The organism is Desulfopila aestuarii DSM 18488 (assembly GCF_900143695.1).
Classification (GTDB): domain Bacteria; phylum Desulfobacterota; class Desulfobulbia; order Desulfobulbales; family Desulfocapsaceae; genus Desulfopila; species Desulfopila aestuarii.
In genome coordinates, this window is the sequence record NZ_FRFE01000077.1 from 1 (window position 1) to 5,184 (window position 5,184).

Sequence of the window (5,184 nt, forward strand, 5' to 3'; positions counted from 1 at the left end):
TATTCGTACATCAAACCCTATCGAGTCAACGTTTGCCACTGTACGACTTCGGACAGCAAAAACAAGGGGATGTGTCGCAAGACATACTATCTTGTCGATGGTTTACAAACTCGGCCAGAGCGCCCAGAAGAAATGGCGTCGGCTAAGGGGATTCAAGCTACTTGCTGAGGTCATTCGAGGGGTGAGATTCAAGGATGGCGAGAGGGTTGAACCAGTAAAAGAAGGTGAGCTGACCAGGGTGGTCAATATCTAAGAATGATTCTTCAAACACCAGATTTGACTATAACTCGTTATTCCATCAAGGGGCTCTCTTGCAGCGGCAATCGCTGAGTACAATAAGTTGAGCACTGCCAGTGCTAACTTGTCGGCACCGTAGCCTGATGAGGATACTTTAAGAGGAGGATGGCCCAGCACAAGCAACCCAGATCCTCCCTCTTTCACAAGTTGCTCCATTTACAGGATATGTGAGTGTGTGGGATAGTATTTTCCAATCGAGCATGAGGTTGGCATCGTAAATCTCTCGATAACCAGCCAAAGCCACCAGTAAACCTTCCTACTATCCTGAAAAAACGGTCGGTTTCGTAATCCTAACAGCAAAAATACAGTCTCTGACTGTAGATTGTCCAAATAGTAGATAGATCAAAGGGGGACTCCTCAATTGAATAGTAATGAACTCCAGCAATTGGAATGGTCTTTGAGTCTTCCATGGTTCAACAAACTCGAGAGTGAGAACAGTAATAATTCAGTTATCCCCTCGAGTTTCGCTGCACTCGAAAAAACCTTGTTGACCGGCGATTAAACAGTACAATAGGCGTATTTACATGGTTTATCCCATAGCTTAGGGGGCTTTGTTGAACGTTTATTAAAAATCAACGAACATCAGCCTTTAGCTTCTCGTTTCCATGAAACATTATCTCTTCAAGCGCCTTTCTTTGTGCCTCAAAGGCTTCGCTAGTGTCTGTTTGCTGAAAGACAATTTTCTCGCCAAATCGCAGCACAACCTTACTGAAAGGTTTAGGTAAGGAAAACTTGTCCCAACTTCGAGCATACCAAGCTCTGTCAGTTCTGGTATAAAACGGCACAATTGCAGAATTGGTAGCATGCGCAAGCCGTATCGCTCCAGGTTTTACAACACCAAAAGGTCCTCGAGGGCCGTCAATAATATGGCCGGCCAGTCTATACATGGCAAGATGGTCGATCATACCTTTTAAGGCTTCTTGTCCGCCCTTTGATGAAGATCCTCTTACCGTTGTCCAGCCGGATCTGTTGGCAACTCCTGCTATAAATTCGCCGTCCTTGCTCTGACTGATCATGAGACCTGGTTTGTATTTTTTGTAGCGCTGGAAGTAGCGAATGGCTGGAAAAAACTGCTGGTGATGAACGCATAGGACAATACTAGCATTGTTATGCAGATAATCATCAAGCCACTCACCCTCATTCTGCACTTCGAGTCGGTATGTTAAGGAGTATAAGCGAATGAATTTATACAACAGCAATTGCGCTGATCTTGAAGCCAAGATTTGATTTATTTTTAATGTCATAGAGAACCAAAATGAAAGGAATAGTCTCAATTTCTATATTTTAGTTGATGGCTTATGTTTACCAGGTTGTATCTCATTCTTTTGGAAAGACGACAGGCCGCTGGACAACATAACAAACGATGCAATGAAAAAATGAACCAAAAACTCAGCATTAAGTTGAGTAATGGCCCAGTCCGTAGCAGATAATTGAAATTATCGTTTCCAGCGCCGATGGATATTACGTCCTCTTACTCAGAACCTCAATGGCTATAAAGGCTGTATAACCTACGTAGACTGCTAGCAGAGTGGCGCCTTCGAAACGGTTGATCCGGCCCGACCCGCGAAAGCCATACCCAAACAGAAAGAGGAAGAGGGTCAGACCGGTCATGACGAGCATGTCCCTGGAGAGGACCTCCGGCGGCACTGTCATCGGTTGGATGGTCCCGGCAATGCCGATCACGGCCAAGGTGTTAAAGAGGTTCGATCCAAGCACGTTGCCTAAGGCGATATCGTGTTCCTTTCGGCGAATTGCAATGATCGACGAGGCCAATTCAGGAAGAGATGTGCCAACTGCCACAACCGTCAGGCCAATGATCAGGTCGTTGACACCAAGCTGGCGTGCGATTTCCACCGCGCCCCACACCAGTGCCCGGGAACTGGCAATAAGCAGCAACAGTCCTATGCCGAGGCAACCGAAAGCTCGACCAAGGGGCATAGAGTGAACAACAAGTTCATTTTCCATCTCCATTCCCAAAGCATCTGCCCTCTGCCGAATTCCTTGGCGGATGCTCCATGCTATAAGCCCGAAAAATACAACGAGAAGAACTAAGGCATCGTTCCGCGACAGTTCTCCATCCCAAAGTTGATAAACCGCTAGACCGCTGATCAGACTGAGGAGCGGAAGTTCCCTCCTCAGTACCTGTGAGTGAACGGTAATCGGGCTGATCAGTGCGGTTAACCCGAGAATTAGGGCAATATTGGTGATGTTAGATCCGTAAGCGTTGCCCAGGGCTATACCTGGGTTGCCTTGGGACGAAGCCAAGGCCGAGACAAACATCTCAGGGGCCGAGGTGCCAAAGCCGACGATCAGCATGCCGATAAGCAGTGGGGGCATGCCGAAATGGCGGGCTACAGAGGCAGATCCTTCAACAAATCGATCAGCGCTCCAAACAAGGAGAACAAGGCCACCTACAATAGCAAAAGCAGGGATTAGCATATTGAGACTCTATGTCAAAAAAGGAGGACGAGGCTTTAATTAATTCTTTTATCTACGAAATTCCAGTCCACATGATCGCGTTGAGTGTTACTTCTTGTTACTCTTTATTTGTTTAAACAGGCTGACTTAATGTTGTTGAAATTTTCGACAATGGGTTTTTGGAACCAAACCTCTGCATTCATAAAGTCTTGCACTGTGGCCCAACACCCAACATCATTAAGGACTGGCATATTCTGGATCTCAGTTTCGAGATTCAAAATCTTCTCTTGAATAATAGGGGTTGTGGCAAATGTTGAAATGGTTTTAAAAGCAGCTATCCCTCCCCAGACAACCAAGGCGCCTATCATTAAGCAACCAACAATGGCAGCCCCAATAAAGACTTTGAGTGATTTTTTTAACTGACGGTTTGTGTTGAATTTTCTTTTTGATTCTAAAAAAATGAAGCTTTTCATGTGAAATTCCTTTTTTAGTTAGGATTTTGACAGACTCTGTAAACTATTCACATTCCAGTTATACTGAAATGTTCAACAAACCTGCTGGCCTCCGAGGCAAAAAAAAAGACCATTACTTAGGCTTGATTAGCCAAGTAAAGGTCTTGTTTACAGAATATCTGTTCTGGTCCCGGGTCTTTCGACCGTATTGACGGAATCCAGGTTAGCCATTTCTCCAGCTGATAACTACTCCCCTTTGTTGAATTTATAGGATAACAACAAAGCAGACGTTGTCAATCCGTACACATGTGCTTCAACCATTTTAAAAACATAGAATCTATGTCGGCTTGTAAAAAGCCGTCGTTTAATCGTTCTACTACTGTTCCTATTTAGCCCCTTCCAGTTTTTGATTGACTAAGTCAATTATTTTAGGGACAATTTTTATCATTGCTGCCATCAGAATATTACTATAACCATAGAGAAACACATATGACAGAAATGTTTAGATTAATAACTCCAATTACCTATTGGGTACTGATTTCTCTTTGGTCTTTCATTCTATGTTTTTATGTACAGAAGATGTGGAATAGCAAAACAAAGGATCTGTTTCGCGCTCTTGTGATCATTCTTGCCATAGATGCATTCCGCACCTTGTTTGAAAGTGTCTATTTTGGACTCTGGTACACATCTCTTTCGGGACTGATACCTAAGCAGATCGGGGACTTTCTGACACGCCCGGAATTTGTGATCATCCCCAAAATAATCAACGTTGTTGCCGCAGTAATTATTATTGTATTGCTGCTCAAAAAGTGGCTTCCCAGGGAGGAACAAGAAAAAAACAGAACAGATGCTGCCTTGCATGAGAGCGAGGAGGAGTTTAAATTATTTTTTGAAAATAACCCAATATCCTGCTGGCTCGAGGATTGGTCGGCAGTACATAAACGTTTCGAAGATCTTCGCGAAAAGGGCATCTCTAATATCGAAACCTTCTTGAATGAGTCTCCCGAAGAGTTAATGAAATTTGTTCAAGCCATCAAAATCAAGGATGTTAACCAGGCCTCTTTAGATCTTCACAGGGCGGAGAATAAGGAGCAATTACTTCAAGGTCTGGAAAAAACATTTACATCTGAATCATTCGAATGTTTCAAAAAAGAGTTGGTAGATTTGTGGAATGGTAAGAATCAAAACAGCTGTGACGGCGTGGTGAAAACCCTTGATGGTGAATTACGTTATGTTCAAATCAGCTACAGAGTGCTACCCGGATATAAGGACACTTTAGAAAAAGTCATAATCTCAGTTGTCGACAACACCCTTCGCAAGCAGGCAGAGGATGCTCGGATCAGAAGTGAAGAAAGGTTGACCTTAGTTGTCAAAGGTTCCAACGATGCTCCCTGGGATTGGGATTTGCTCACTAATGAGTTGTATTATTCCCCCCAATGGTGGGCTCAGCTTGGTTATACTCCAGACGAAATCCAAGCAGATGCCGGACTCTGGGAGAGGCTCATACATCCTGAAGATGGTACGCATGTAGACGCTGTATTCAGGGATGCACTGAAAAAAACTATTAACAGCTACGAAGTTGAATTCCGACTGTTGCATAAAGACGGTCATTATGTGCCGGTTCTGTCTCGTGGTTTTATTACAAGAGATGAAAAAAATACTCCAATACGTGTAACCGGCACGAATATGGATTTATCAGTAAGCGCTCAACAAACGCCATCTTTTCATATCGTTAACAATCTGTTTCATTGTGGCAAACCAGACCACGGGAGGGCACAATGAAAACAGAGCATAGCAAGAATCGGTCGGCCAAGCAGGAATATTGGCAGGAACACATCCGCTCATGGGAGAGTAGCGGCCTGACGCAATCATCATATTGCCGGGAGAACATGCTCTCTTTGGCGACATTTGGTTACTGGCGTCGAAAGAGCTCATTGAAGGTTTCTCACGAACCGCAACCGCGTTTTTTTCCTCTTGCGGTACAATCCCAGGTCCAGGAAAAGCAGAGTTCAGGTTT

General features: G+C 44.2%; 5 protein-coding genes and 1 pseudogene. 3 read left to right on the forward strand and 3 right to left on the reverse strand.

Annotation, left to right across the window (positions count from 1 at the left end; genetic code table 11):
- Nucleotides 1–253: pseudogene (locus BUF15_RS26155) on the forward strand (IS256 family transposase); the annotation flags it as partial.
- A gap of 616 nt (nucleotides 254–869) precedes the next feature.
- Here the strand turns inward: BUF15_RS26155 and BUF15_RS26160 are convergent.
- The 3 genes from BUF15_RS26160 to BUF15_RS26170 form a co-directional block, all read right to left on the reverse strand.
- Complete coding sequence (locus BUF15_RS26160; RefSeq protein ID WP_073617286.1) at nucleotides 870–1,541, reverse strand: lysophospholipid acyltransferase family protein; 672 nt, start codon at nucleotides 1,539–1,541, stop codon at nucleotides 870–872.
- A gap of 217 nt (nucleotides 1,542–1,758) precedes the next feature.
- A complete protein-coding gene (locus BUF15_RS26165; protein WP_073617288.1) occupies nucleotides 1,759–2,736 on the reverse strand; it encodes a calcium/sodium antiporter in 978 nt (325 codons plus the stop codon).
- A 104-nt stretch (nucleotides 2,737–2,840) separates the two neighbouring features.
- Entirely contained in the window at nucleotides 2,841–3,188 is a 348-nt protein-coding gene (locus BUF15_RS26170; RefSeq protein ID WP_073617290.1) for a hypothetical protein, read from the reverse strand.
- Between the two features lie 468 nt (nucleotides 3,189–3,656).
- Here BUF15_RS26170 and BUF15_RS26175 point away from each other — a divergent pair, with 468 nt between their 5' ends.
- The gene (locus tag BUF15_RS26175; protein ID WP_073617292.1) at nucleotides 3,657–4,949 is read left to right on the forward strand and encodes a PAS domain-containing protein; all 1,293 of its coding nucleotides are present in this window, start codon (nucleotides 3,657–3,659) and stop codon (nucleotides 4,947–4,949) included.
- Nucleotides 4,946–5,184: IS66 family insertion sequence element accessory protein TnpA (gene tnpA / locus BUF15_RS26985; RefSeq protein ID WP_327021901.1), on the forward strand; the 239-nt coding region annotated here is incomplete at its 3' end. The genes BUF15_RS26175 and tnpA, both read left to right, overlap by 4 nt.